At 28.0% G+C, this 26,084-nt stretch carries 29 protein-coding genes; 10 read left to right on the top strand and 19 right to left on the bottom strand.

What is annotated here, in order from left to right:
• Nucleotides 1-67 precede the first annotated feature (67 nt).
• From VBM88_RS00700 to VBM88_RS00685, 4 genes are all read left to right on the top strand, one after another.
• Nucleotides 68-1,078, top strand: a complete 1,011-nt coding sequence (locus VBM88_RS00700) for a glycosyltransferase (RefSeq protein ID WP_323176418.1) — start codon at nucleotides 68-70, stop codon at nucleotides 1,076-1,078.
• A gap of 164 nt (nucleotides 1,079-1,242) precedes the next feature.
• Entirely contained in the window at nucleotides 1,243-1,878 is a 636-nt protein-coding gene (locus VBM88_RS00695) for an RDD family protein (protein WP_323176419.1), read from the top strand.
• Nucleotides 1,869-4,076, top strand: coding sequence for an ATP-dependent helicase (locus tag VBM88_RS00690; RefSeq protein WP_323680207.1), 2,208 nt, complete (start codon nucleotides 1,869-1,871; stop codon nucleotides 4,074-4,076). Before VBM88_RS00695 ends, VBM88_RS00690 begins: the two co-directional genes overlap by 10 nt.
• Nucleotides 4,076-5,740, top strand: coding sequence for an MHO_4530 family protein (locus tag VBM88_RS00685; protein WP_323680206.1), 1,665 nt, complete (start codon nucleotides 4,076-4,078; stop codon nucleotides 5,738-5,740). The genes VBM88_RS00690 and VBM88_RS00685 overlap by 1 nt, the downstream gene beginning before the upstream one ends.
• A gap of 58 nt (nucleotides 5,741-5,798) precedes the next feature.
• Here the strand turns inward: VBM88_RS00685 and VBM88_RS00680 are convergent, their stop codons facing one another.
• From VBM88_RS00680 to efp, 5 genes are read right to left on the bottom strand one after another with little or no spacing between them, the layout of a single operon-like run.
• Nucleotides 5,799-6,818, bottom strand: a complete 1,020-nt coding sequence (locus VBM88_RS00680) for a nicotinate phosphoribosyltransferase (RefSeq protein ID WP_323680205.1) — start codon at nucleotides 6,816-6,818, stop codon at nucleotides 5,799-5,801.
• 52 nt (nucleotides 6,819-6,870) lie between these two features.
• Nucleotides 6,871-7,848 (bottom strand): MAGa3780 family membrane protein, encoded by a 978-nt coding sequence (locus VBM88_RS00675; RefSeq protein WP_323680204.1) that lies wholly within the window; start codon nucleotides 7,846-7,848, stop codon nucleotides 6,871-6,873.
• 24 nt (nucleotides 7,849-7,872) lie between these two features.
• Nucleotides 7,873-8,217 (bottom strand): hypothetical protein, encoded by a 345-nt coding sequence (locus VBM88_RS00670; RefSeq protein WP_323680203.1) that lies wholly within the window; start codon nucleotides 8,215-8,217, stop codon nucleotides 7,873-7,875.
• Complete coding sequence (locus VBM88_RS00665; protein WP_257089681.1) at nucleotides 8,217-8,525, bottom strand: MMB_0454 family protein; 309 nt, start codon at nucleotides 8,523-8,525, stop codon at nucleotides 8,217-8,219. Before VBM88_RS00665 ends, VBM88_RS00670 begins: the two co-directional genes overlap by 1 nt.
• Complete coding sequence (gene efp / locus VBM88_RS00660) at nucleotides 8,525-9,088, bottom strand: elongation factor P (RefSeq protein WP_257089679.1); 564 nt, start codon at nucleotides 9,086-9,088, stop codon at nucleotides 8,525-8,527. Before efp ends, VBM88_RS00665 begins: the two co-directional genes overlap by 1 nt.
• 278 nt (nucleotides 9,089-9,366) lie before the next feature.
• Here efp and rpsF point away from each other — a divergent pair, with 278 nt between their 5' ends.
• From rpsF to rpsR, 3 genes are read left to right on the top strand one after another with little or no spacing between them, the layout of a single operon-like run.
• Complete coding sequence (gene rpsF, locus VBM88_RS00655; RefSeq protein WP_323176425.1) at nucleotides 9,367-9,774, top strand: 30S ribosomal protein S6; 408 nt, start codon at nucleotides 9,367-9,369, stop codon at nucleotides 9,772-9,774.
• 38 nt (nucleotides 9,775-9,812) lie between these two features.
• Nucleotides 9,813-10,346 carry a single-stranded DNA-binding protein gene (locus VBM88_RS00650; protein WP_323176426.1) on the top strand — a complete coding sequence of 178 codons (534 nt, stop codon included), beginning with the start codon at nucleotides 9,813-9,815 and terminating at the stop codon, nucleotides 10,344-10,346.
• A 10-nt stretch (nucleotides 10,347-10,356) separates the two neighbouring features.
• Nucleotides 10,357-10,620, top strand: a complete 264-nt coding sequence (rpsR, locus tag VBM88_RS00645; protein ID WP_257089673.1) for a 30S ribosomal protein S18 — start codon at nucleotides 10,357-10,359, stop codon at nucleotides 10,618-10,620.
• An 82-nt stretch (nucleotides 10,621-10,702) separates the two neighbouring features.
• On the opposite strand, the gene VBM88_RS00640 is transcribed toward rpsR, so the two are convergent.
• A complete protein-coding gene (locus tag VBM88_RS00640) occupies nucleotides 10,703-11,317 on the bottom strand; it encodes a hypothetical protein (RefSeq protein ID WP_323680202.1) in 615 nt (204 codons plus the stop codon).
• 421 nt (nucleotides 11,318-11,738) lie between these two features.
• Complete coding sequence (gene trmB / locus VBM88_RS00635) at nucleotides 11,739-12,350, bottom strand: tRNA (guanosine(46)-N7)-methyltransferase TrmB (protein WP_323680201.1); 612 nt, start codon at nucleotides 12,348-12,350, stop codon at nucleotides 11,739-11,741.
• Between the two features lie 71 nt (nucleotides 12,351-12,421).
• Between trmB and rsmD the strand changes: the two genes are divergently transcribed.
• Together rsmD and rlmD are read left to right on the top strand one after the other, a co-directional pair.
• Nucleotides 12,422-12,964, top strand: a complete 543-nt coding sequence (gene rsmD, locus VBM88_RS00630) for a 16S rRNA (guanine(966)-N(2))-methyltransferase RsmD (RefSeq protein WP_323680200.1) — start codon at nucleotides 12,422-12,424, stop codon at nucleotides 12,962-12,964.
• Entirely contained in the window at nucleotides 12,952-14,280 is a 1,329-nt protein-coding gene (rlmD, locus tag VBM88_RS00625; protein WP_323680199.1) for a 23S rRNA (uracil(1939)-C(5))-methyltransferase RlmD, read from the top strand. The genes rsmD and rlmD overlap by 13 nt, the downstream gene beginning before the upstream one ends.
• Before the next feature lie 14 nt (nucleotides 14,281-14,294).
• On the opposite strand, the gene VBM88_RS00620 is transcribed toward rlmD, so the two are convergent.
• The 12 genes from VBM88_RS00620 to VBM88_RS00565 form a co-directional block, all read right to left on the bottom strand.
• Nucleotides 14,295-15,011, bottom strand: a complete 717-nt coding sequence (locus VBM88_RS00620; protein ID WP_323680198.1) for a hypothetical protein — start codon at nucleotides 15,009-15,011, stop codon at nucleotides 14,295-14,297.
• A 132-nt stretch (nucleotides 15,012-15,143) separates the two neighbouring features.
• On the bottom strand, nucleotides 15,144-15,968 hold the full coding sequence (gene pgsA / locus VBM88_RS00615; protein ID WP_323680197.1) for a CDP-diacylglycerol--glycerol-3-phosphate 3-phosphatidyltransferase: 825 nt from the start codon (nucleotides 15,966-15,968) through the stop codon (nucleotides 15,144-15,146).
• The gene (locus tag VBM88_RS00610) at nucleotides 15,940-16,512 is read right to left on the bottom strand and encodes an MHJ_0274 family protein (protein ID WP_323680196.1); all 573 of its coding nucleotides are present in this window, start codon (nucleotides 16,510-16,512) and stop codon (nucleotides 15,940-15,942) included. The genes pgsA and VBM88_RS00610 overlap by 29 nt, the downstream gene beginning before the upstream one ends.
• Nucleotides 16,513-16,524: 12 nt before the next feature.
• Nucleotides 16,525-16,857 (bottom strand): hypothetical protein, encoded by a 333-nt coding sequence (locus tag VBM88_RS00605; protein ID WP_323176433.1) that lies wholly within the window; start codon nucleotides 16,855-16,857, stop codon nucleotides 16,525-16,527.
• A gap of 9 nt (nucleotides 16,858-16,866) precedes the next feature.
• Nucleotides 16,867-18,336 (bottom strand): magnesium transporter, encoded by a 1,470-nt coding sequence (gene mgtE / locus VBM88_RS00600; RefSeq protein WP_323680195.1) that lies wholly within the window; start codon nucleotides 18,334-18,336, stop codon nucleotides 16,867-16,869.
• 1 nt (nucleotide 18,337) lies between these two features.
• Nucleotides 18,338-18,928, bottom strand: coding sequence for a diadenylate cyclase (locus VBM88_RS00595; RefSeq protein WP_257089643.1), 591 nt, complete (start codon nucleotides 18,926-18,928; stop codon nucleotides 18,338-18,340).
• A complete protein-coding gene (locus VBM88_RS00590) occupies nucleotides 18,928-19,167 on the bottom strand; it encodes a hypothetical protein (RefSeq protein ID WP_323176435.1) in 240 nt (79 codons plus the stop codon). Before VBM88_RS00590 ends, VBM88_RS00595 begins: the two co-directional genes overlap by 1 nt.
• Before the next feature lie 266 nt (nucleotides 19,168-19,433).
• Entirely contained in the window at nucleotides 19,434-20,693 is a 1,260-nt protein-coding gene (locus VBM88_RS00585; RefSeq protein ID WP_323680194.1) for a cell division protein FtsZ, read from the bottom strand.
• Between the two features lie 11 nt (nucleotides 20,694-20,704).
• Complete coding sequence (locus VBM88_RS00580; RefSeq protein ID WP_323680193.1) at nucleotides 20,705-21,922, bottom strand: MAG3720 family protein; 1,218 nt, start codon at nucleotides 21,920-21,922, stop codon at nucleotides 20,705-20,707.
• Between the two features lie 10 nt (nucleotides 21,923-21,932).
• Nucleotides 21,933-22,841, bottom strand: coding sequence for a 16S rRNA (cytosine(1402)-N(4))-methyltransferase RsmH (rsmH, locus tag VBM88_RS00575; RefSeq protein ID WP_323680192.1), 909 nt, complete (start codon nucleotides 22,839-22,841; stop codon nucleotides 21,933-21,935).
• Nucleotides 22,828-23,262, bottom strand: coding sequence for a division/cell wall cluster transcriptional repressor MraZ (locus VBM88_RS00570; protein ID WP_257089633.1), 435 nt, complete (start codon nucleotides 23,260-23,262; stop codon nucleotides 22,828-22,830). Before VBM88_RS00570 ends, rsmH begins: the two co-directional genes overlap by 14 nt.
• Nucleotides 23,263-23,770: 508 nt before the next feature.
• Nucleotides 23,771-24,982, bottom strand: a complete 1,212-nt coding sequence (locus tag VBM88_RS00565; protein WP_323680191.1) for a hypothetical protein — start codon at nucleotides 24,980-24,982, stop codon at nucleotides 23,771-23,773.
• 167 nt (nucleotides 24,983-25,149) lie between these two features.
• On the opposite strand from VBM88_RS00565, the gene VBM88_RS00560 reads away from it, so the two are divergent.
• Nucleotides 25,150-26,084 (top strand): phosphopentomutase (locus VBM88_RS00560; protein ID WP_323680190.1); only part of this gene is annotated, 935 nt, incomplete at its 3' end.

Here is a 26,084-nt window from a genome sequence, read left to right as displayed (position 1 = left end):
TTGTTTTTTTATTCTCTGAATGTGTTAAAATTTATATAAATATAAATTTAAGACAAGAAGGTGTAAGATGAGACTATCATTAATTTCATTAAAAAATAACTCAGTTGAAAAAGTAAGAGAATACTTAGAAAGATTAAAAGATCAAAGTGCACAAAACTTTGAAGTTATTCTTTGTTTAACTGAAAACTCAAAAGCAATTTTCAAAGTTGCTAAAGATTACTACCAATTTTTCGGTAACAGACTTATTATGATTTTCAACACAAAAAGCACTTCATATCAACACAATTTAATTAGTGCATTTAGAGTTGCAAAAGGTGAATTTATTACTGTTTTAAATTCAGATTCAACATTTAGAGACAGTTATGTTGAAAACATTTTAGAACAAGCACAACGTTGAAATGTTGATGTTTTAGAGTTCAAACCAAAACTAATCGGTTCAGTTAGATTCAAACCAAAAGAAAGAGCTGAAATGAGCCAAATGTTTGATTTAACTAAAAATTCATTACCATTAGCATATAGTTTTCCTTTCATCTTCAACAAAGTTTTCAAGAAATCATTAATTAAAAAATTCATTAAATATAGACCTCAAATTTCAAACGATTCAATTATGTGTATTGAAGTTACATACAGTCTTTTAATGAACGCTAAAAAATATAAATACCTTGATTATAAGGTTAAAAGAGATTTTATTTCATCAGACATTTGATTGAACACACAAAATTATGTTAAATCATTTGACATAATTAAACAAATAGCAAAGAATCAGAATTTAAAGATTAATGAAGAATTAGAATACGCAAAATACTACTTCTTAAAATTACTTCTTTCAGGTTTCTTAAAAGCAAACTACTTCTTCTATAAATTATTCAATGTTCAAGATGATGAAGTTAGCGAAAAACGTAGTTCATTCCTAAATGATAAGCACGCTGAAATAATTAAGAAAATCGAAGATACACCAGATTTTAAAACATTTTTAACAACCAACTATTATGTTCTACTTGATAATGATGAAACTAAATTACTAAAATCTAAATTCTCTAAATTAAAGGCAGATAAATTATTAAAAGGACTTGAATAATTAACTTTCCATATGAGCTTTCTCATATGGTTTTTTAATGCAAAAAGTCAAAAATGCACCATAAAATTACTAAAAATTTTATTTATCAATAGATGTGCTAAAATTTATATATATTAAAATATATATAAAGGAGAATTTACAATTCAAATTGTAATCAAGTACAAATGTATAAAAATGCATCTTTTTTTAAGAGGTTTTTTTCAAATGTCTTCGACAACTTTTTGTTTATATCATTTTCTACAGTTATCTTCTTGATAATGCTAGATCACGCTAATCAAACATTAACTCACAGAATTGTTTCTGTTGTCTTAGTTTGCGTTTGAATGAATGTTTATTTCTTGATTTTACCTTTATTACTAAAAGGCCAAACGCTTGGAATGAAACTATTTAAACTCAAGCTCATAGACACAAATTCAAAGCAATTTAGTTATAAACTCATTTTCAAAAGAAACATAATAGGAATATTTATGTTGCAAGTTATCTTCTTACTCACAATTATTCCAATGTGTCTTCAAAAAGAAATGACAATCAAGGAATTTGAAAAAACAAATGAATTTAAATCATCCAGTGCATTTATATCTGCACTAATGACAGCGTGATTAGCAATTCACACAATAGGTTACACAATGTTAATTTTTTACAAGAAAAAACTAACATTACTTGACTTAATGTTTAATACAAGGATTGTTGAAGATAAGCAAATACAACAAGTGCTTGAAGAAGAAATTGTGCTTTTACCTTTCTATAATAAAGGACGTAAATATCGTTACGTTAATAAGGAGGAGAATTTATGGGATTAATTAAACCTGATTTATTAAGTGACTTAAACGAACAGCAACGTGAAGCCGTTGAATATTTTGACTCACCTTTAAGAATTATCGCAGGTGCTGGTTCAGGTAAAACTAGAGTTCTTACAAGAAAAATAGCTTACTTAATTAATGACCTAGGTGTAAGCTACAAAAACATTTTAGCTTTAACATTTACAAATAAAGCTGCAAATGAAATGAAAGAACGTGTTTTACAATATTGTTCAAAATCAGTTGATAGCGATCAACTTAAAATCTCAACATTCCACTCATTTTGTGCAAAATTATTAAGAAGAAAAAGTAAATTAATTGGATTTAGAGAAAACTTTATTATCGTAGATGACCCTGACAAAATCCAAATACTTCAAGGTATTTATGAAAAAAGAGGAATCACATCTCACGATATTAGTTATAAAACAATGATTGAGTACATTTCTTGAGCTAAAAACTTCCAAATTCAATCAGGACCTGAATTAGCAAAAATGCTAAACAAGTCGCCTCAACACATCCTTGCAGTTGTATATCAAGATTACTTAAACGAATTAACTTCAAAAGGTGCTGTTGACTTTGATGACTTAATCATCTTTACAAAACTTTTATTCGATACACATCCTGAAGTAGTTGAAGAACTTAAGAAATTATTTGAATATATGCTTGTCGATGAGTTTCAAGATACATCAAAACTTCAATATGAAGTTATTAAACAAATCATTGGTCCAAATACACACTTTACAATTGTTGGAGACCCTGACCAAACAATCTACAACTGACGTGGTGCTGATGTTAACTTAATCTTAGACTTTGATAAAGATTTTGAAAACGTTAAAACAATTGTGCTTGATACAAATTACAGATCAAGTAAGAAAATCTTAGATGCAGCTAACAATCTTATTATTCATAACTCAAACCGTGTTCATAAAAATTTAATTACAGAAAACGAAGAAGGTTTAGAAATTGAGTACTACCACGGATTCAATTCAGAAGCCGAAGCTAGATGAGTAGTTCAAAAAATTAATGAACTTAAAAAACAAAAACAACAATTAAAATCAATTGCAATCTTATATCGTGCAAACTACTTATCAAGACCAATTGAAGATGCACTTATTGCAGAAAACATTAACTACAAAATCTTTAATGGAATTAAATTCTTCCAACGTGCTGAAGTTAAAGATGCACTTGCATTCTTGAAAGTTTTAGCAAACCCTAATGATGATATTTCATTCGAACGTGTTATTAATGTTCCTAATAGAGGAATCGGTCCTGCTACTCTTAAAAAACTTAAAGACTACGCAGAAAACATTCACGATAGTTTATTCAACATAATGATTAGAGATATTAAAATTCTACCTATCTCAAAAGAATTGATTGTTAAATCAATCTTCCCATTCTTATCAACTATTCGTAAATACCAAAAAGCTTTATTAACAAATAAAATAAGCTTAACTTTGAATAAATTCCTTGAAGAAATCAAATACTATGAACACATCGAAATGAATAAAAACCTTAGAGGATCAGCTATTGATAACGTTAAGGAATTAATTAACTCAATTCAAAACTGAGAAAGCAACAATCCAGATAAGTCTGCTATTGACTACTTAAACGAAGTTGGGTTAACATCAATTGAAGATGAATATGATAACCTTTCTAACTACGTTTCACTTATGACGATTCACTCTGCTAAAGGATTAGAATTTGATAACGTTTTTGTTATCGGTATGTCTGAAGGAGTTTTCCCTAACAAACGTGCTTTAGATAGAGAGAAAAATAAAAAACAATCAGCATCTCCATTAATTGATAAATACAACGATACATTAGAAGATGAAAGACGTTTAGCTTATGTTGCAGTAACCAGAGCAAAACAACGTTTATTTCTAAGTGACTCACGTGGAAAACTTATTTCATCTGATATTGATAAGAAACCTTCGAGATTTATTGGAGAAATGGGAGTTGATATTTCAGACTTTATTATCAACTACCACGGAAGAAAATTTGATGACCCTACATTCTCACCTGATGATGAAACACCTACAAACAATAATGTTGTAGTTGGAGACATTATTTCTCACGTTATGTTTGGTGAAGGTGAAGTTGTTGAAGTTAAAGGAACAGAAATTGTTATTGACTTCATTAAAGATAGAAAAATAAGAACCCTTAATAAAAATCACCCTTCAATCAAAGTAATCACAAGATAATGAATTTAACAGCTATTATTGCAATTTCAATAATCTCATTAATATTACTCTTTGTATTATTAATGGGATTTTGATTAATTATTTACTTATATTACATAAGATCAACAGCTGGAATAATTTTGTTTGAAATTGATTCAGTTAATAAAAAAGTTCTTAGATTTTCAAAAAGAAATCAAGCATTATCAACTTTATTTGATGCTAAAAAATTAGGTTTCAGAACATTTAATTTCATTACATTACAAACCTTTTTTAGCTTCCTTGATGAAGGAAGTAGAAAAAAACTAAATGAATTCTTTGACTTAGTTAGTGATTCAGTTAAAACTTCTTTCGAAATTAAACTGAATCCAGAATTTAACACATCAAACCTTACGTTATTTGAAAAAATAGCTTACTTGCTTGATAAATCAAATAAAAGACTTAATTCATCATACATTCTTAAAATCAAACCTATTGAAAACAAAAAATTCATTTGTACTATTAAGTGAGAAAAAAATCAACTTAAATACAAATTTAATCATCATAATTCAGAGCAATCATTAAAAGAATTCGAACAAAAAAACTTCAAAAACAACAAACATTCTGTTTTAGCTTTTGCATTTAAACCTTACTTTATAAACAAAGAATTTGACAGCATCCAAATTAAATCAATTTTTGATAACTTAAACATTTCAATATCAAAAACACCTTTCTATATTATTGATGGAATTCTGTTTATTGTTAAGAATAAATTGTCAAAATTTGGACACAAAAAGTATCTTAAAATGATTAATGAAATTAATGATAATAGGATGATTAATAAATTCTTCTTATGTGCTTCATTAATTAACGAAAATAAACTAAATAATAAAGCTGATAAACTTAAATTAATCAATAAAGTCAAATTCTCATTATTTAATTTAACGATTAATCCTAAAGCAAAATCAACATATTCAAATATTCCTGCAACAATTTCTCAAGATCCTAAATTCACAGAATTTGTTAAGAGATTAAATGAATATGTGCAATGAAACAATACTTTAAGTTCTAAAAATGCAACAATTAAGAGTACAAACATCTTTGTTTATGAAACTAAAAAAGCTTCAAACATTGTAATCAACTCATTGCAAAAAATAACTAAAGACGACCAAGATAAATATTGAACTGACTTCTTTCTAAAAATCCCACATTTAAATTACTTATATGAGAAAAAATGATACGACTTCATCACACAAAATACTGAAAAACTTGATGAAACTGGTAATGTTAAAAATATGCAGAGATTGATAAAAATATCTCAAGAGACATTTTTACAATCTAACTTCATTCTTGAAGAAAAGAAACCAATTTGTCTTATTTATGCATACAATAATACATTTGACACATATCATTTAAGACAAAAAATCAGTAACAACTACAAGAAAAAAATACCTACAGCTTTATACATTGACACCATTGATAAATCTCTTATCAATATCATCAACGATACAAAACTGCAAGCTATTGTGATTGGAGAAAAGATTTCAAAACAATTAAACAATACAAAGGTATTTTTGAACTGTTTTAATATTGTGAACTTAGCCACGAACAATAACATTAAGACTATTTATGAAGGTGCACCTGATTATTTAGACCCACTTACAATTAAAAAGGCTAATGTTAAAATTTCATATAAGAATGATAATTAAAATATCCTGATCAGGGATATTTTTTGTATAAAAAAAATCAGCTTTTAAAGCTGATAAATTATTTATCTGACTTGTACACTATTAAATTAGGATTTTCTCTGTACCCTCTTCCTTCTTTAGCTTCAGGATTGCCATTTAAAATAGTTGCGTCAGCTGAGAAAGAATTGTTAAGTTTGAAAATGCTTTGACCAACTCCATAATAGTCTACAGGGACATTTAATGATTCAAATAATTCTATTTTTTCTGAGTTAAATCCAGATGAAACAACTATTTTATAGTTAGTTGCTCCTGCTTTATCTAATGCTTCACGTAATCTTTTAATTTGTTCTGGATTAACTCCATATTGCTTTTCTTCATCATTATCAAACATATGGTCAATCATATTCTTTGAAGTGTCAATTCTAACGCCTCAAACAAGATTTCCGAGTTCATTTCAAAGTTTAAGAGATTCACTAATAATATTATTATGATAGTCTACAAGAGCTATAAGTTTATTTTTAGGGAAAAGTTTATGATAAGCCTTAGTTGCAGCGACTGTATCACCTGCAAAACCTTGAATTAATACGTGAGGCATACTTCCAAAAACATTTTCGTCATTAACTTCGTTTTGATCTTTTTGAGCTAATGTAGAAACAGCTTTAATTCCACCAACTCTAACTGCATAACCATCCATTTCTTGATTAATGTAGTGGTCTGCTCTGTCTCCCATAAAGATAACTTGTTTATCTTTTGCAGCTTGCACACAGTGGTAAGCATTTGTAGCAATTGATGTATTTCTAGCTAAAATACCATCAATCATACCTTCTCAAATACCGAAATCTTGATAGTGCCCTTCTAATTGTAAAACAATATCTAAATTATTAATTTTTGAACCTTCAGGTAAGTATTTAATTGTGTATTTTGATGTGTCCGTTTGTTCTTCTAAAAGAGCAAGAACTTCGTTAATTCCACATAAAATTGAGTTGTCTTTTCTTTGAAAAAATTGCATAACAATCTTGTTGTTAGGTTTAAAAGTTTCTAAGATTTGTTTAGTTTTTTCAAAGTAAGATGCAATATAGGCTTTTTTATCTTTGCGCATTTTTACCACCTGTATAATAAAACAAAACTACAACAAATAGTTTGTTGTTAAATTATTTTTGCTTATTAAGTTTTTGTTCTTTTCTAAGTTGTTTTACTTTTTGTTTTTTAGCTTTGTATTCTTCTCTTTGTTTGTTTAATTGCAATTTTTTAAGTCTAATTGCTTCACTTACTTTTGGAGAAATAAAGTAAATTTTAGGAAGCGCTTTTTGACCTGGTTTTAGGATTCTGAGTACTTTTCTTAAGAAGAATCCTAAGGCAGGTGCCGAAAACATAGCAAAGAGTAAAAGCATAATGTCTAAAACTACAATAACTAATGTTGAATTACCTTTGTAGTTAAATGGATGTAAATATGAAACAACTGAATAAATAGCAACACCACGTTCTAATTCAGTTCCTCCAAATTGCATAAATTTGTGCCCAAATGCATAAATTGCAAATGTGAAAAATAAGTAAGCAATTGGATAAATCATAAAACTTCAAATTGACGCATTTGAAATTCTGATACGTTTTCTTTCTCAACCAACAAGAGTTAAAAGTCCCAAGAATGGAGCAGCACCGTGCATAATTGATGTTTTAACTCATTCAAAAGTTTGTGAGTCACTCATTAGTGTTGGATCAGTTGCTACACCACCTCAATAAACTGCGACTACAATAATAATGTAGACCATTGAAGCAAAGTAAAATCTTTGTGCCTTTTTAGATGTTCTATAAAAAGGATATAAGAACATTGTTACACCCATAAGCAAATTAGACATAAATGTAAATCAGTAAGTTGATCCACCTCAGAAAAGTAAGGTCGCATTAGGGTAAATTAATTTTTGAAGTTTAGCACTATCAACATTAGATTCATCTAATGTCCCTTTAACTTCTAAGAATGCTTTTTCAACTGCAATGCTTCTGAAGTGTCATTCAAGTAAGGTTACAACTAAATAAGTAAGAATTAAAGTTAAACCTATTGAAAATGTAATTCAATCTTTTCAATCAAATAAATTAAATTTTGCCTTTAAAACTCTAAAAGACTTTTTCAATCCAATCACGACACCTCCTTCAAGTTAAATTATTTTAAATGCAGCTAGTAGAATAATACCTATAATAACTAGAACAAAACTAATTCCACCAAGAATAAATCATTTTGAATATTTATTCATTAAATATTTTTTCTTTAGTCTATTGAACACAAATCTATTTTCAGGTAAATATTGATCTGGAATTTTGTCTGTTTCTAATTCCTTTAGTAATTTGTTTAATTGTAAAAAATATTCAACAGTGTATTTGTTTTTTTTCTCATATGACTTGACGTTTTGTTTTTTATTTAATTCAGCACGAACTTCGTTAATAAAAACTCTTCTGTATATTGCATAAGAGTTTTTATTCAAATCTTTATAAGTTCTTCTCATTAATAAAAATCTAATAACACTACTTGAACGTTTTTAGGTTTCTTATCAATTAAAGATTTCACACCATTTTCAATTTGTGTGATTAATTCTTTAATTGTTGAATATGGTTCTTTATTTTTTTGGTTTTTAATTTTAATATCTACATAAATTTCAACGTTTGAATGTTTATCGTCAAAACTTAATCTAATTGAGTTTGAAGCTTTAATATTTTTGTATGAACTAAGCGCAATGTTTACAACGTCTAAAATTGCACTTTCTTGAACTATGTAATTTTGATTTGAATTGTAAGATACATTAATTCAATTCATTATTTATTTGCTTTTCCAACGTATTTTCCAGTTTCTGTTGAAACAGAAATAACGTCATTTTCTTTAATGAACATAGGTGTTTCTAATTCAAAACCAGTTTCCACAGTTACTTTTTTCTGAGGGTTTGTTGTTGTGTTACCTTTAACCGCATCAGGTGCTTCTGTAACTAATAAATCAACGTGAGCAGGTAATTCGATATCTAAAACTTCTGATTCAAATTTTCTAATTTGAACTTCTGAACCTTCTTTTAAGAAGTTTAATTCTCATTCAACTACTGTAACAGGAATTTCAACTTGTTCATATGTTTCATTATCCATTAAAATAATGTTTTCTCCATCTGAGTATAAGAAGTTCATTTTTCTTTTATCGATGTGAGCTGGTTTAACTTTATCTCCACCTGTGTATGATTTTATGGTTGTTGAACCTGTTCTTAAGTTTTTAACTTTAGCTTTAACGTTTGCTTGTCCACGTCCTTGTTTTGAGTGTTGAGCATCTAAAACTACAAAAATTTCACCTTCATCTTGGAAAGTAATACCTGGTTTAAATTCATTAACATTAATCATAAAATTCTCCTTAGTAAATTATTTGTTTAATTATATTAAATAATTAAAAAATTGCATTTAAATAGTTTAAAAATTCAAATTTTGCTTAATTTGACACGGAAAAACTAAAATTTACTAAATTAACCAGTGTGCTAGGTGTAAAAAATATTTTTAAAGGTGTGTAATAGTCTTAAAAGTTTTTGGTTAGATTTTGACACTCTTGTATAATATACAAGAGTATATAAAGATACTCCTTGGCTATAAGATTTTTAGCCCAGAAACGACCATAAGGAGAGAAAATGCAAAAATACGAAATTATGTCAATCGTTAGTCCAAAAGCAGACGTTCAAGTTTTAGTTGACTTATTAAACGAAGTTTTTGGAAAAGAAAACATTTCTAAAGTTGAAAAACTTGAAAGAAATGAATTAGCTTACGAAATCAACAAGTCAAAACACGGACAATACGTTTTAGCATTTGTTAATGCTAAAGGTTCAGACATTGCTGAATTTACACGTCGTTCAAATATTATTAAAGATATCTGAAGAGCTTTAGTAATTAATTTAGACACAGAAAAAGGTCTTAACGGAAAAGAATCTGTTAAAGAAACTAAAAAACCAGTACGTAGAACAAGAAAATCAGCTGCATCAGCAGAAGAAAAAGTTTCAAAACCTCGTACAAGAACAGTTAAAGCAAAAGCATCTGAATAATTAAATGCTTAAAAGTTTAGTTATTCACAGGGGGTATTATGTTTAATAAAATTACAATAGTAGGCCGTATAACATCAGATAATGCGATAGCACATACATCACAAGGTGTTCCATACGTACGTTTCACAGTGGCAGTTAATAGAAGAAACTTTTCAGCACAACAAAATGAAGTTACTGACTTTATCCCAGTTGTTGCTTGAAGATCAAATGCCGAGTTCATAGCGAGATATTTGAATAAAGGGTCTCTTGTTTTAGTTGAAGGGTCTTTACATTCAAATCAATATCACAGTAACCAAACAAACCAAATAGTAAGAACGTTAGATGTTACTGCAGATCAAATCGTCGCTCTAGAGTCAAAAAGTGTCAGAGAAGCTCGTGGTGGTTCTTTAAACGCAACTCCTTCTCCGGTGTCTGCGCCCCAAACGTATACTCCGACTTATAAAGCATCACAAAGTGATGTGAATCGTAATAAACCTGCGAATGCTACATTTGAAAATACTAATCCAAAAACCGGTGCTACTAAATTACATGATTTAGAAGATCTTTTCGCAGCACCTGAGGATTTAAATTAAGGAGATAAGAATGGCTTTTTACAAAAACAAAAAAGGTTTTATTAACAGAAGAAGATCATGTGAATTCTGTGATAACAAAATGACATATGTTGATTACAAAAACGTTGATTTATTACACAAATATGTAACGGCAACAGGACAAATTAAAGCTAAAGCTGCAACTGGAACATGTGCTAAACACCAAAGAAAAGTTGCTAATGCAATTAAAAGAGCACGTTTCATCGCTTTAATGCCTTACCACGTTGTTCGTCCACGTATTCAAAAATCAAACTAATTTATATACTATTACACCACTTGTGAAAACAGGTGGTTTTCTTTTACCAAAAACAAAAACACCACTCCTGTGGTGCTTCAGGTTAAATTGAATTAGATTTTCTCTTTATTTTTTTATTGCGTTTTTGTTCAATTTCATTAATGTAGTAATAGTAGATATCTTTATAAATTTCTTTATTGTCGTTTCCTACAAATTCTTCAATGTCATCAAAGTTATACAAGAAATAACCTATGTCTTCTGCATTCTTATAAATGCGTCACGTATTATTTATGTAAAAATACTTTTTCTTGGTTTTCTTTTTATTTTCAAAATTATTATCACTTGCATCTACATCTCATGATGGAATTATTTTTAACTTCTCTAACTTAATATCAACTTTATTTTTTATTTTTAAATTGTTATCTTTTTTGAATAACTCACATTCATAAGTTCAATTTATATCTTTAAAATTATTGGTTATTTGTTTTAAAAAATCATTTCAATAACTAGAATATTTTATGAAAAAATAACGTTTTCTAGAGATACTGAAACAACTTCCAAATGGTATAGATGATACAACAAACCATACAAGAGGAAATGGAAAACCGATATCTGATTCCTCTTTTTTAAGAAAATTACTAGGAGGATAGATTCATGCAAAAAAGAATGATAAAGAGATTAGAAAATAAATTAAGCTAAAAAATGAAAGAATTGACAATGATGTTTCATATCTTTTGTATAAGGTTTTTAATGCTAAAAACCATCTAAATACTTTTTATTAATTGTTGCATTATTGCGATTTCAATATTTTAATTGCTTTCACCTGCAGTTCTCAACTTTGCTAAAATTTCTACCTATTGGTAAATAGAAACAGTAAAATATAATCAGAGAAGATAGAGTTAATAAAACCCCAATAACAATTCATAGAATAAAAATTGTTCAAACTCCTGTAGAATTCATTGTCATTAACCTTGATTAAAAATGTAATTTTCTTTTTTATTTACTGTTCTTCTATTATTCTTCATCAATACCTCTAATTCACTTTAAATTACTTATGTATTTAAATTATAAAACTAAAAAGCTTACTTTAATAAAATAATAAAAAATGAATACTATTATAGTATTCATAATTTTAAACATTACTTATTTGGTTTAGTGATTAAGAAATTAATGTTTTTGCCAAGTGAAGATCATTTTTGCTCATATCCTGTTTGAACATTAGTTTCATTATACTTTGATGAATGTAAATCAGTTGTCATATCAATGATCTTTCAATTATTTTCATTCAATGATTCTATTGAAAATTCAAATAACTTATCATTATCAGTTTTAAAGTATAAGCAACCTTTTTCAGATAATAATTGTTTATATTGGTCTAAAAATGTTTTGTATGTTAATCTTCTTTTTTCGTGAGCTTTTTTAGGTCACGGATCTGAAAAAGTTAATCAAATCGTGTCTATTTTACCTGTAAATAATTCAGTTAAATTACTTGCATCTTTAGTGATAATGAAAAGATTTTTTAAATTAAGTTCATTAATCTTCTTAAGAATTTTATTAGCTACTGTTGGGTATTTTTCAAAAGCATAATATGTAATATTAGGATTTTGAAGAGCTAATTGAGCAATCATTTCGCCTTTACCTGCTCCAATTTCTAAAACATCGTTTTCTTTTAAGTTAACTGGAAATTCTTTAATTAAAAAGTCGGAATTTGCTAAATTTGCTTCAGCATTTTTATCATATCTCAATCTCATGGTTTTATTATAATGTATAATTTAAAAATCACTATATGAATAGTTAAAAAGAATTTTTATAAGGAGCTAAAATGAGAATAATAGCAGGTAAATTACGTCACTTAATAATAGAACAACCAGATTCAAAATTCACTAGACCTACAGGAGATAAAGTCAGAGAAGCTGTCTTTTCATCAATTCAATTTGAAATTGAAGACACAACTTGTTTAGACTTGTTTTCGGGTTCAGGAGCTTGAGCTATTGAAGCTATCAGCAGAGGTGCGAAACACGTTGATGCAGTTGAAAAACAAAGACAAGTTTTTACTGTAACTAGAGCAAATGTTGCTAAAACTAAAACAGATAATCAAATAAGTTTATTTAATGATGATGCTTTACATTTTTTAAGTAAGACAAGCAAAACTTATGATTTTATCTTTATTGATGCTCCATTTGTTGAATATGAATTAGTCAATAATTCACTTTTAACAATTTCACAAAAAGGTTTACTAAATGAAAATGGCGAAATTATTTTAGAAACTGATAAACCTAATTTAATTGTATTACCTGACAATTTACAAGTTTATAAAGAAAAACAATATGGAAAGGTTTATATCTTAAAAATATGTCTAAAATAAACAAATATATCTTACGACAAGAGTTAAAAGTTAAATGCAGTGAAATCAGTTACGAAGGTTATGGCATTTATAGAGATGAAAATAACTTTCCTATTTTCATAAGTGATTTATTACCTAATGAAGAAGCAATTATCAAGATAACAAACTTATATAAAAATTATGCATTTGGATGCATTGTTAAACATTTGACTTTTTCTGATGATAGAAACTCTGAATTTCAATGAACTCCATCAGCACCATTAGTCACTTTAAAATATCCTGCTCAAATCAAATTTAAAAATAACTATTTCTATAATTTACTTAAAAGAAACTTACAAAACATAAATTTAAATGAAGTTTATTCTAAATTTACTCAATCTCTAATTCAATTTGAATATAGAAATAAAGTTTCTTATAAATTAAGCGTTCAAAATAATCAGTTGACTATCAATGAAATTAATCAAAAGTCTAATGAAATAACAGATGCTAATAATTTATTTTTAGTTAAACCAATCATAAAAGAAACAATCAGTCACATTTTAGATACAATTCAAACATTTTTAGAAAACACTAGCAAATTAAAAAACTTGAAAATGTTTGAAAAAATCACATTAAGAGCAAATTCAAAAAATCAAGTTGATGTTTGTTTATCAATTCACTCTGATTATGATTTACCTAATAAATTAGTTAAATCACTTCATGAAATTACACAAGTTATTTCACTAAGTATAAACAAAAAGCATAGTGTACAAGTCTTATTTGAAAAAGAGCAATTCAAAATGCAGTTGAATGATAAAGAGCTCATTTGTAGCATTCAATCTTTCTTTCAAGTAAACGATATTGTTGCATCAATGATGTTTACTAAGATAAAAGAGTATGTAAATAGCAAAAATAATGTTAAAACTATTTTAGATGCATATTGTGGAGTTGGTACAATTGGTCAAATTGTTGCTAACAAAAATAATTATGTATATGGTTCTGACATTGTCTCAAGTGCAATTAAAAATGCAAATAATAACAAACTTTTAAACTCTATTAGTGGTGAATATAAAACAATATCTTCTGATGTTTATTTCACTAAGAATGTTTCTAATTTAGAGGACAGCATTTTAATTTTAGACCCACCACGTAGTGGAATAAGTAAAGAATTCATCGATTGAATAATTGAAAAACAAATCAAAAATATTGTTTATATGTCTTGTGATGTTAAGACATTAACAAGAGATTTACAATTAATTTTAGAAGCTAATTCTTATAAAATAACTTACATTCAAGGTTTTGATATGTTTCCTAATACACCGCATATTGAGGCGCTTGTTTTCATCGAAAAAAAATAGTCTTGCGACTATTTTTATTTTGCGATTGCATATATTCCTGAAAGCATCATTGAAATAAGAACATATGTTGAAACGACTATTCCTGTATACAATAAGTTTTTATACCAAATCTTTTTGTTTGTGTGCAATGAAGTAAAGAATGAACCAGCACAAACATAGATGTTTGTTGGGAATGAAAATTCTTTAAACACTAGTGTAAAAGCTAAAAGTGCTACATAAGTTGTTAATCCAGCTATTGTATCAGCCATAACATATGAGCTTAAGTTTTCTGTTATTGTATGTTGAATAGTAAATAAGACTGATGCAAATATAATGATTTGTGTTACATCTTTGAAAGTTGAATAAGTCTTGATTGAAGTCTTATTCATATTTGAAACTTGAAGTTTCTTATATTTTCTTGATATTAAGCCTCAGATGTTTCCTGAAACTATCGAAGCAAGTACGTGTGCTAAAAATAGCAAGAATAAGTTGAGGAATAATATTGTTTGATTATTTAAGTTTTTGTTAAATAAGTAAATAAAAACATAAAAAAGAGATACAACTGGGTTTATAACAGGAGGAACTTTTTTACTAATGTCATTGTATAAATCATTTTCAAATTGGTAGACAAGTACTCTGAGAATAAAGTATGAAAGCAATCCTGCAGTAAATGTAGCTAAGCCATATGTAAATGGAAATATAAATTTTAATTTAGCATATTTTTTGCCTACATAAGTTAGTAGAAGTGACATGGTTGATAAAAAATGTAACTGCTAAAAACTCTGCAACAAATAGTTCTCATAAAAACTTCTTTGTTAATATAAATTCCACTGTAAATCCTTGATATGTTCACTGATATTTGATTTTAGTTTATTTAAATTAAATTATTGTTTATTTACTTCTTTTTTTGATTGTTCAATTTGTTCTGGTTGTTTTTCTTCAACTACTTTTGTTTGTGTAGTTGTAACTGTTTCTGTTGTTGTAACTAATTTAACAGCTTTAAATGGTTTTCTTACATAGAAAATTCCTGAAAGAATTGCAAATACTAAAGCTACGTAAATTGGAATGTTTAAAATGTATCTAACCATTTGTTCGTGTGATGCTACATTTGATGCTGCATAATGCAATCCAACTGTAACAGTTAATGTGATTGTAAGTCCAATAGCTAAAACAAACGTTTTAATTTTTCCTCATTTACCTGCTGATACATCGTATCCTTTTGATGCTAAAAATACTCTAACACCATCTACAATAATATCTCTTAATAAGAAAAGTGCCATAGCTCAGAAAGGTAAAACATTAATTACGGCTAAATAAACAAGTGTTAAGTTAACCATTAGTTTATCTGCAATTGGATCTCAAACTTTTCCAAACGCAGATACTAAATTACGTTTTCTTGCAATTGCTCCATCAAAGTAGTCCGTGACCATAGCTCCAATAAAAATTGCAAGGATTAATAAATTAATAATTGTAAGTGCAATTTTGTATCCTAGAACGCTACCTAAATTTTGTAAATTTTCTAATGCAAAATATGATGCACCAGCTTGGCCAGTTCCTAAGTAAATTAATAAAATGCTAATTGACATTAATAGAAGCATTGGGACAACTAAAATGATTCTAATTAATGTAAGTAAGTTTGGTAAACTGATTTTTTTCTTTTCTTTTACAACTTTTACTTTTTTAATTTTCTTTTCCCTTGTTGAACTCATTTTTAAAAATCTCCTCCATTTTGTTGTGTAATTCGGCTTCTTCTTTATAAATTTGATTAATTGAAGCTTCATTGTATTTTTTAACTTCTGCAAAAGCTTTTTCTTGGTTTGTATTAAAGTATTCTAAAACGTTAGGGATTTTTTTAGCTCATAAGTTTGAATTGCAATCTCTAAGTTGTTCTAAGTTTTTAATAAAAATTTCGTGAGCAGGGTTTTTGAATAAGAATTCTCTAAATTCAGGTGATTTAAACACTTTAACAAGAATATTTCTAGTGTTATTGTTAATTTCTGACATTGTGTATTCACCAATTGATGGTACAAATTCATCGTGTTTTACTTTGTTAAGTTTGATTAATTTGTTAACCATAACGTTAAGTTCATAAACATACACGATTGCTTCTTGTGTAAATTCAAAGTGCGCTTGTCTTTGTTTTTTCTTTGCAATTTTGTCCTTAATGAACTGGTACAAGATGTATGATGCTAAAGCAAGTAAAACAACACCAAGGATGACTCAAATTGCTATATTTAATGTATTATCAGGCATAACATCTCCTTTCTATTTTGTAGTTATTTTTAATTTTCATTTAGGTTCTTTCGCTACTACGTATTCTTTGATTAAATCATCTAATTCTTCAGGCGTAAAAGTTCTTCCTTCTAACATCGATTGATGTAAGAAGTTTCCGTATCCTCTGTAGTCAAATGAATTAGCAGGTTGATATAGTACGTATGAAATTTTTCCACCAGTTGATAGTGTTCTTGAAATTTCAATGTCTACATCCTTTAGTTCTTCTTTGATTAATTTTAAGTTTTCATTTGCTTCTTTTTTAGCATTCACGTAGTTTTCTGCTAATAAAACGATTTTTTCAATATCAATTGTTTCGTGTTGCATAAATTCTCCTTAAATTCAATGAGCACTGTGAGCTATGAAAAGAACTAAAATGTTAAGACCAAAGAAAATCAATGTTGATAAAGCATCTGATAATGTCGCTAAAATTGGAGCAGACATAACAGCTGGGTCTTTTTTAAATTTAATAGCTACAAGAGGAATAATTGTTCCTAAGAATTTAGCAAAGATAACTACAAAAAATAGTGATAATGAGCTTGCTAAAATAACAAATGAAAGAACTCCTCAACTTGCTGTTTTACCATCACTTTCTCTAAATGATGGAATTGCAAAGTAAATATAAAGTCTGGCTACATTGACTACGAACATAATCGCACCAATAATAGCACCAATGGATACTTCACGACCAACTACTTTTCACATATCTTTAGTTCCAATTTCACCTAAAGATGCTGCACGAGTAATTGTTGTGGAAGATTGAGAACCTGCATTTCCAGCAGCTCCTGAAATAATCGGAATAAGTCCAACTAAGATAGCAGAAGAAATTGCAACATTAATTCCGTTAACAAATCCTTCTGAAACGTCAGTGAATTTTTGAATGATAAATTGAGATAAAGTAGCTGAAATCATTAAGATAATTAATCATAAAACACGAGATTTAACAATTTGCATAATTGTTGTTTTAAGATAACTTTCTTCAGCAGCTTCAGGGTTAATCCCGGCAAGCTTATACATATCCTCTGTTGCTGAATCTTGAATAACATCAATAACATCGTCAGCTGTAATCATACCGATAAGGTATCCATCAGCCGTAGTTACTGGAAGTGTTGATCTATCGTGGTCAGCAAATATGTTAGCTGCATTTTCTTTTTTATCATTTGGATGAACTGTTGTAACAACGTTGTAAAGTTCATCTAAAGTTTCTTTTTCATCATCTGCAAAGACTAATTCTTCAAGTGTGATGTCTCCAAGTAATTTCTTTTGGTCATCTACAACATAGAAGTTGTGTGTAAGTTCAATGTTGCTTCTATAGTCTTTTTTGATTTTTGAAATAGCTTTTTTAACTGTTCAATCAGATTTAAGAATAGACATATCAACGCTCATAATACTTCCGATGCTGTCATCATCGTAAGATAAAATGTTATTTAATTTTTGTCTTTTTTCTGCATCTGTTTTAGACAAAATGTATTTTGTAATGTTAGCTGGTAATTCTTCAAGAACGTCGGCTAACTCGTCAGTTTGAAGTTCTTGTAAAACTTCCATACCTCAATCTTGAGTGAATGATTGAGCTAAATTAACTTTTGTATCATCATCTAAATAAGCAAAAACGTCAGCAGCATCTTCAGTTTTAAGCACCCTTAAAATGTAAAGTTGCTCGTTGATTGTTAATTCCCCAAGTGCTTCAGCAAAGTCTGCAAGAGGATATTTTTCAAGCAACAATCTAACGTCTTTAATTTTTTTAGCAGCAATGAGAGTTCTTAAATTTTGTATTAACTCTAATTTTTGATCTTCTGTGAAGTTCATATTACTCACTTAAGTACTTAATTAAATCTTCTTGAAAATGATCTAATTCAGTATCTATCATTGCTCCGTTTTTGATGATTTTAATTTGTCCATTTTCTTCTGAAACTACAATTGTAGTTGCATCTGATTGTTCAGAAATTCCTAAAGCAGCTCTATGTCTTGAACCATAATTAGCTTCAAAACTTCTTTTTGTGATTTTGTAAAATGTAGCTGCATAGTAGATTTTATTATCTCTAATAACCACAGCACCATCGTGCAATGGAGATGTTTTGTTAAAAATCGAAATAAGCAAACTACTTGAAATGTTTGCGTTAACAACAACACCATCAGTTCTTAAGTTATCAATGTTGTCATTGTTTTCAATCGTAATAAGAGCACCAATTTTGTTTTTTGATAAGTAATCAACTGTTTCTCTTAATTGGTTAATTAAACGAATTTGACTACTTTTTCCTAATTTTTCATATTTTGATTTTCTGATTTTATTTCCAACAAATGTAGAAATCATTGGTTTTAAGAAGTAACCTAAAAGCCCTAGGATTGCTATAAAAGTTAAGCAACCTATAACTAATGAAATGATTGCAACAACATTCATTATGCACCTTTAACAAAATATGCGATTAGGATGATTAGCACCATTACAAGTAATGTGAAAACTATTCCTAGAATGTTAAAAGTTAAATCTTTTTTGTATCAAGGAAGAGCTTTTTGTGATTTTTTGTGTTCTAATGCTTCTTTTTCTGCTTGTGCTTTAACACGAGCGTTATTTATCTCATTTTTTCTAAATTCAACTAAGTCAATGAATTTTCTTTTTTCTTTAGTTTTCTTATCCATATTGACTCCTTTTGTATATTTACTTTTTTAATTTATATAATTTTAAATTGTTTTTTTTAAAAATAAAATTTTTAAACTAGTTAAATAAGCATTGCAGAAAGTAGTTTTAGTTAATTGACAAATTAATTTTTGATTTTGATATCAGCTAAATTAGCTAATTTTAAATTATGCAATTGCAAAAATTGCATAAAAAAAACAGTTCTTTAGAACTGTGAAAAATTAGCATAATTTTGTGATTAAAATATTCTTCAAAGACATCGATTATTTTAATTAAATCATACCTTTGTTTTTGAATCATCTACTTCGTTTTCGTTTGGAATATTGAAGTAGTTTAATAATTCTATAGAAGGATTTTCTTTTGATGCATCTGCGGCATCTTCTTCAACTTTAAGAATTTCTGTATCTTGAGTTTGTAACTTGATTTCTTGTTCAATAATAGCTTGGACATCTTCAAGAATAATTGTGTCTTGTTCGATACCTTCTAGCTCATTGATTTGTTCTATAACTTCAACTTTTTCTTCTTGCACATAGATGTTTTTGTAAACTTGTTCATCTTCACCTGAACCGATTACAGTGATTTTGAAAAATCCTGCATTGTGTGGTGTATTGATAATTTCTTGACCTATTTTGATAGCTTCTGATTCATTAGTTTCATCGATGTTTAGTTTTTTGTAAACACCCATAATTGCTTCTTGAATTTGAGCTGATGTCGTATTCTGGTCATATTGCAAGTTAATTAATAATCTCGAAGGTACGAATAATGGATAATCATAATAGTTTGGTTCAAAAAGCTTGTTAAGTGCTTTTGAAACTTTTGATTCTCCTGAACCTTGTGTAACGTTAATGATTGATTTACCTGAATTTGTCAATGCATTTTTAAAATCAGCAAAGTCAATGTTGATAAATCCTACTTTGTTTAAAATGTCATTAATTGCAACTACAATATTTTTTAAACTTACGTTAGCTAATCTGTATAAGTCTGCACTCGGAACTGATGGGTTCAATTCTGAAATTTTTTGGTTTGATAAAACCAAATATGCGTCTGTATTTTGTTTAAGATTTTCAATACCATTTGTAGCTATTTTATTTCTTGCTTTACCTTCATATGTGAATGGTGTAGAAATGATACCTAATACTAATGCACCTTGCTCCTTGGCAATTTGGGCAATTAATGGTGCTGCTCCAGTACCTGTTCCACCACCAAATCCAGCAGTTACTATTACAATTTTTGAACCGCTTAATTTTTCTTTAATATCTTCAATACTTTCTTTAGCAAGTTCTAATCCAAGTTCTGGATTCGAACCGGCACCAAAACCATTGTTACTTTTTCCAAGAGTTAATTTATTTTCACATTTACTGTATTCTAATGCTTGAGAATCTGTGTTTGCTGCTATGTAATTGATGTTTGGCAAATTTTCATCAATCATCATATTTACTGCATTATTTCCTGCACCACCAACGCCAATGATGGTGATTTTAAAGTTCTCTCATTTTTTATATGGACTATTTTGGGTTAATTGATCCATTTTTTAACTCCTTATTTATGGTTAAAAAGGTTTGTAAAAATTCTTGCAAAGATATTTCTTTTTGATCTTGAATAATCTATTCTACTAATAATAGTGTTGTTTTGATCTTTTTCAATAAGCATATTGTTACTTTGTAAAATAGCTTGCTGAATTAATTTGTTTTCTAAAGTAAATAAAGTAAAAGCGTTGTCAGCTAATAAATTTTGAACACGTAGCTGATTGAAATTGTTGCTAAATGATTCTTTTAAATCATTTGCGATAAATTCATTTTCTGAATTTACAATTAAACTTTTTAAGTTTGGTAAATCTAAATGTTTTCTATTTAGATTGTAAAAATCTAAAACTAAGTTTGATAAGTGTTTTTTAAATTCATTGTATTTTGCTACAACAAATTTGTAAACTTCAGCATCTTCATCAAATCCATTTGAAAATTCATCTAATTTTGTGTGGTAATCAATCATATTGGCAACTAGTTGATTATTTACCTTAAGATGATTTGCTAATTTATTAACTAAGTAATTTAATGAAATATTGTCATATTTTTTGTAGTTGAAAATTTTTCCATTTTTAACTACAAAAAGTGATAAATAATTTTTGTTTAAGTCTACAGCAATACTTTGAACAGCTGTATCTGTAATTCTACTTGCAACTAATTGTGACTTAAGATAGAAAGTAACTCTTAAGTTTGTTCCTGAATAAGGTTTAACGAACATTTCTTTTAATGTTTCTAAGTTTTTTCTATCTAAACCTGTGTCAAATAATGAAAATACTTGACTAATTTTTGTGTACTCTCTATCTGTAGGTACATTTGCATATTCTTTGCTAATATCACCTTTAACTGTTGTTCAGTTAATTGTTGGTGAAGAGATGAAATTCTCTAAGTTTGAGAATTTAATGTGTTTTTGCATTAAGTTTTCAAGTGATTTTTCAACCTCTGAAGAGTTAATTAGATTGTTGTTATTATCTAATTGGTTGATAAATCTTGAAAATGATAAGTTTTCAAATAAATTGTCATCAAAAATTACATTTAACTCTAGCTCACTATCATTTACAACTGTTTTTGTTGCTACACCAGCTTGCTGATATCATGCGTCAAAAGTTATAATGTCAAATGAGTTATATTCTGAAGTACGACTTAAAACATTGAAGTAATTATCGTTTTGATATTTAACAAGTACAAATTCTGCATTTGTATCTGTTATATGATAGTTTGCTATGTACTTGCTCATAATTACTCCTTTATTTTAATTTTTTAATAATTCTTAGTTTTGCACTTCTTGATCTATTGTTTTCTTCAATTTCTTGCTTAGAAGCTTTGATTGATTTAGTTATAAACTCTTTTTGTTCTTGAATTGGCATTTTTGATGGTATTTTAGATTTGGTAACTTCTGCAAATGCGTTTTTTACCATTTTATCTTCGATAGAATGGAATGTAATAATGCTTAAAGTTCCGTTTGAATCTAACATACCAAGTGCATTTTCAAGTAATTTTTTTAATGAATCAAGTTCATTGTTAACTTCAATTCTGATTGCTTGAAAAATTGCTTTAGCTGGATTTTTTTCTCTAAGTAATGCAGCTGGATATGCACTTTTTATGACATTAACTAACTCTAATGTAGTATTAATTGGACGATTATTACAAATGGCCTTCGCAACTTTTTTATTAAGTTTTACATCAGCGTATTTTCATAATATATCAGCCAATTTATCTTCATCATAGTAATTAACTACATAATAAGCATCAAGTTCTTGCGCTTGATTCATACGCATATCAAGTTTTGCATCCTTGTTATATGAGAATCCACGTTCTGCTTGATCAATTTGTGGTGATGAAATTCCTAAGTCAGCAATAATTCCATTGACTTTAAAGACATTTTGTTCGTGTAATTTTGAAACAAAATCTTTAAAGTCACTTTTAATAAGTGTGAAATTATTACTTATTTTTTCAAGTCTTGCTTTTGATTGTTCTAAAGCATAATCATCTTTATCAAAAGCATATAAGTGACCTGTTGTAAGTTTTTTTAATATCTCTGATGAGTGACCACCCATTCCTACAGTTAAATCAACATAAATTCCATCTGGTTTTATATCCAGCGAATCTACTGTTTCCTTTAATAGAACTGAATAATGTAATTTACTTTGTTCCATGACCTGAAAGAGTTTGAGCGATATTTGCTATATCATCAAGAGAGTATTGATTGTTGAATTCATCGTATTTTTCTTTTGATCATAGTTCAGCAATTGAACCTACACCAATGAAAATAACTTCTTTTTTGATGGATAGTTTGTCAATGATAATTTTTGGTAATGAGATACGGTTTTGATTATCAAGGTCGATTTCGTAAGTGTTTCCTAAAATGTATCTTGCGAGAATACGTGCATTTCTATCAAAACGATTATTTTCTTCAATCATTCTGATGTAAGCTTTGTATTCTTCGATTGATCTAATTTCAGCATTACCATCAAAACCGATGGTAACAAAAACTTTCGAACCGAGTTCATCTCTGAAGACCGGTGGAATGACCACACGGTTCTTATCATCTATGTTTCTTGAGTATTCGCCGTACATATTTACCACTTCCTCCCACTATCCACCATAATTCTACACCAAATTAGACAAGCATTTAAAAAATATTTATTTTTTTAGCAAAATTTTTTAGATTTTTCATAAATGTGAAAAATTCAAAAAAAATCAGACTTACTCAAAATCTGATTTTTTTGAATTTTTGATAGTTTTTATGGAAAAAAATGCACTTTTTCCATTTTTTACTAATTTAATACATTAAATTAATTGAGACAAAATTGATGAAAATTAGTCAAAATTTGCAAATATTTAACAATTAGCTAGAGGAACTTTAAGAAAAAAATATTCAGCTTAATAATAAGTTGTGATTTTCATGAAAAAGTTGAAAAAACTCTGATAATTTGTCCGATTTTTCTCAATGAATTTAACTTGCTTTAAATGGAAACATAAATAACTATTTTAAAAAGTTTAAAAAAGAAAGTTTAAGGTGGTATTTTTTAATTTTTAATAAAAAAACCTGCGCAATAAAATTGTGCAGGACTTTGAATTATTATTAATTTGATGGAGTAGTTATTTCGTTTGAAGATGAGTTTGCAGCTTGTTGCTTTTTACGTTCCTCTTCTTTTCTTTTTGCTACTAATTCATTGATTTTGTTATCTAAGTAATTATCTATTTGATGAACATATTCATTAGTTTCAAAATCGATTCTACCATCATAGTATGGAGTTAAATCAATCTCTTTAAGTGAAACTTTGGATAATTGAACACTCATTTCCCTATATTTATCTAAAGGTTTTTTGATGATGTTATCCTTGATCATATTTGTATGTTCACCATCTAACAACTCATTGAATTCATATGTCTTGTAGAATGAAGAATAAATTTTTCTAACAATATCATTAATTGAATAATTTACGACTGCAATCATATTTAAGTTGTAGTTCAGAATGAATTTAATCTTTTCGATCATAGGTGCGTATTCAGCCTCTTTTGGATTATTAATTAATGAATCTGAATATAAATTAGCTTGACTTAATAACATATTGTTGTATTCATTAAATTTTTCTTGTTCATCTTTCTTTTGTAAGTCTTTAAGAATTTTGTGTGAATATTTCTTTTGCTTAATTTCTTCATTAATTCGATCAAATTGAGCTTTGTTTTCAGGATTATTGGTAAAAACTGCATCAATATTCTCTTGATTATTTAAAAATTTAGAAACAACATAAAGGTTATTTGCAATGTTATTAATTAACTCTGTTGCTTTTGAACCTTCAATATTTGTATTTACATATTCATTTATTAAATCACTAACTTCAGTAACATAGTTTCATTCTCTTGGATTTATACCGTAAATATATAAATAAAGTCCTAGAACAGGAAACTCATCAGATCTTGCTAAAGTTGGTACTTTTCTAAAAAGATCTGCTTGTACGTTAACTTGATTAATTTTAGCTTTAATTGTAGCTGTTCATTTTTCATATTCAATAGCAGCAAATGTTTCACCCTCATCTCTTTTTTTAGCTAATCTTTCTTTAACAACTTTATATGAATCATTTGCATTTTGCACAGCTTTTAATAAGTAGAATAGCTCAGTTTGGTTTTCATTATTTACTTTATTTTCAAGATATTTTGCAAGATCATCAAATCTAGAAACTTTATATTCAAAGTCATCTACTGAACCACAAGAAACTGATGCAACAATAGGAAAAGCAACAACTGGAGTTGCTAATAATGATAAAAATAATTTATTTTTCTTTTTTAACATAATTTTAAATTGTATATTATTTGAAATTTAATTTAAATAAATTAAAGTTTTGATTGCTAATATTAAAAATATGATTTAAGTAAAATAAAATAGATAAATAAAATTAAAAAAGGAATAAAATATAAGCATATTTCATTATTACAGTTTTTTATATAAGGAGATTAAATATGGCTAAATTTAAACGTGTTTTTATGATTGTTACAGATGGTTTAGGAATTGGACCAGATAAAGATCAAAAACGTTTTGGAGATGATGGTGCAAACTCAATTAGATCTGCATCAATGGTTGATGAATTCAAAATTGACACTTGAAGAAAATTAGGTATTGGAAACATTACAGACTTAAATGGTGATTACAGACAAAAAAACCAAATGGGTTATGTTGCTAAAATCCAAGAAGTTTCAAATGCTAAAGATACATTAGCAGGACACTGAGAAATGATGGGAATTAAAACATTAGTTCCATTTCCTACATTTGCAGAAAATGGATTCCCACAAGAATTAATCGACGAATTATCAAAAGCATTTGATGGACGTCCAATTGTCGGAAACAAAGCTGCATCAGGAACAGATATTATTAATGAATTAGCACATGAAGAAAAAGAACGTGGAGCAATCATTGTTTATACATCAAATGACTCAGTTCTTCAAATTTGTGCTCATGAAGAATGAACAGGTTTAGATAACTTATACAAATATGCAAAAGCTGCACGTGAAATTTGTTCATCACGTCCAGAATGAAACGTAGGTAGAATTATTGCTCGTCCATACATTGGAGAAGAGGGTAACTACACAAGAACATTCAACAGACATGACTACGCAAACCAACCACGTGAAATGATTTTAAATGAATTACAAAAAGCAGGTGTTGAAGTTATTTCTATCGGTAAAATTAACGACATTTTCGTTGGACAAGGTATCTCAAGACACATTCCATCTGGTTCAGATGAAAAAGGAATGGATGCTACAATTGAATTAGCTATGCAAGATGGAGAAAATCAATTTATCTTCACAAACTTAGTTCAATTCGACTCACACTTTGGACACAGAAGAAATGTTCGTGGATACGCTCAAAACATTGCTGACTTAGACGTTAAATTAGG

This window comes from Mycoplasma sp. 1232, from assembly GCF_034863345.1.
In the GTDB taxonomy this organism is placed as follows: domain Bacteria; phylum Bacillota_I; class Bacilli_A; order Mycoplasmatales; family Metamycoplasmataceae; genus Mycoplasmopsis.
The sequence above is the reverse complement of the archived record's forward strand: the minus strand, read 5'-3'. Positions and strand labels throughout refer to the sequence as shown.